At 39.8% G+C, this 1137-nt stretch carries 3 protein-coding genes; 1 reads left to right on the top strand and 2 read right to left on the bottom strand.

Annotation, left to right across the window (positions count from 1 at the left end; translation table 11 throughout):
* Positions 1–275 (bottom strand): DUF4158 domain-containing protein (locus ACEYW6_RS36310; protein ID WP_412983622.1); only part of this gene is annotated, 275 nt, incomplete at its 3' end.
* Between the two features lie 23 nt (positions 276–298).
* Complete coding sequence (locus ACEYW6_RS36315; RefSeq protein WP_412983623.1) at positions 299–766, bottom strand: double zinc ribbon domain-containing protein; 468 nt, start codon at positions 764–766, stop codon at positions 299–301.
* An 87-nt stretch (positions 767–853) separates the two neighbouring features.
* Between ACEYW6_RS36315 and ACEYW6_RS36320 the strand changes: the two genes are divergently transcribed.
* Positions 854–1137 (top strand): phage integrase SAM-like domain-containing protein (locus tag ACEYW6_RS36320; RefSeq protein WP_412983624.1); only part of this gene is annotated, 284 nt, incomplete at its 3' end.

Consider the following 1137-nt stretch of genomic DNA (forward strand, 5'->3'; position numbering starts at 1 on the left):
ATGATTGTCGGGTCAAGTTTTAATTGAGATGCAATATAAAACAGTACAGATTCTGGTACTATTTCTCCTAGACTCCAAACACGACCGGGGAAGCGTAGGTAAGATAACTGTACGGCGAAACCAAGACGATTGTGTGGTCTACGACGCTCTTTGATAACTTTGAGTTCGTCATTACTAAAAGTATAGTAGCGAGCTATATCTCTTGTCGTAATAGAATCGGGGATTTCAGTAAATTGAAGTCGTTGTGTCGGAGATAAAAGTTCGCGCGTTGCCAATTAGATACCTGGATATTCAGTTTTTAAGAAGTAGTTTGATTTTGTTTATAATTCGCGCCACAGTAAGGGCAGAATTTAAATTTCAATGACATAATTGGTTCATTGCAACTAACACAGCGATTCCGTAAAGCTGTGCCACAAGCAAAGCAATACTTCGACCGTAAATCTGTCCACATTTGGTCAGGGGTAGTTCCTGGAGTCCAACATTTAGGACAAAATTTTAACGTAGTTATTGTTTCTGGAGAGATTTTCTTCGCTGCCGCATCTAGGTACTCCGGTGGTATTCCCAACGCAGCAGCTAGACCGCTTTTAGCCTTTTGATTGAGTCTATTCGTTTGTCCACCCTCAATTTTGCGGATGGTCTGGATATGTATTCCCGCTTTGAAACTCAATTCTTTTTGGGTTAAAGAAAGCTGACCTCGCAATCTCTGGACGTAATTAGCAAGCCCTTCCTCTCCCAATGGTCGCGTTGAATGTTTTGTTGCAATCATCAAAATATATCTGAAAATATATTTGTTAATGATAAGTTAATATCTAAACCTTTATTCAAATAAATTGTAAAAAGCTCTTCTAAAGTAATGATGACTTTAGCAGCTTTAGCCACCAAATTTTTAGAACGTCCAGGACTAGCCAAAAGTACTCTGCGTTCATATCAGTCTACGATTATCCCCTTGCTTAAGGAGTACGGTCGATGGTCAATAGAAATCATCGACAGACAAGTTTTGATGGAATATCTCAATCATTTAACTGATGTTTCCTATACGACCCACCACCGTCATCAAGCTGTAATCACGGCTTTGTTCAGTTTTGCTGTTGATATGGGATATCTCAAATCCAATCCGGTTGCGGGTCTCACAAGACG

Origin of the sequence: Nostoc sp. UIC 10607 (assembly GCF_047228265.1) — a bacterium.
Lineage (GTDB): Bacteria > Cyanobacteriota > Cyanobacteriia > Cyanobacteriales > Nostocaceae > Nostoc > Nostoc foliaceum_A.

Coding starts and splice junctions, on each gene's coding strand:
- ACEYW6_RS36315 (WP_412983623.1), bottom strand. CDS start 766: ATGATTGCAACAAAACATTCAACGCGACCATTGGGAGAGGAAGGGCTT.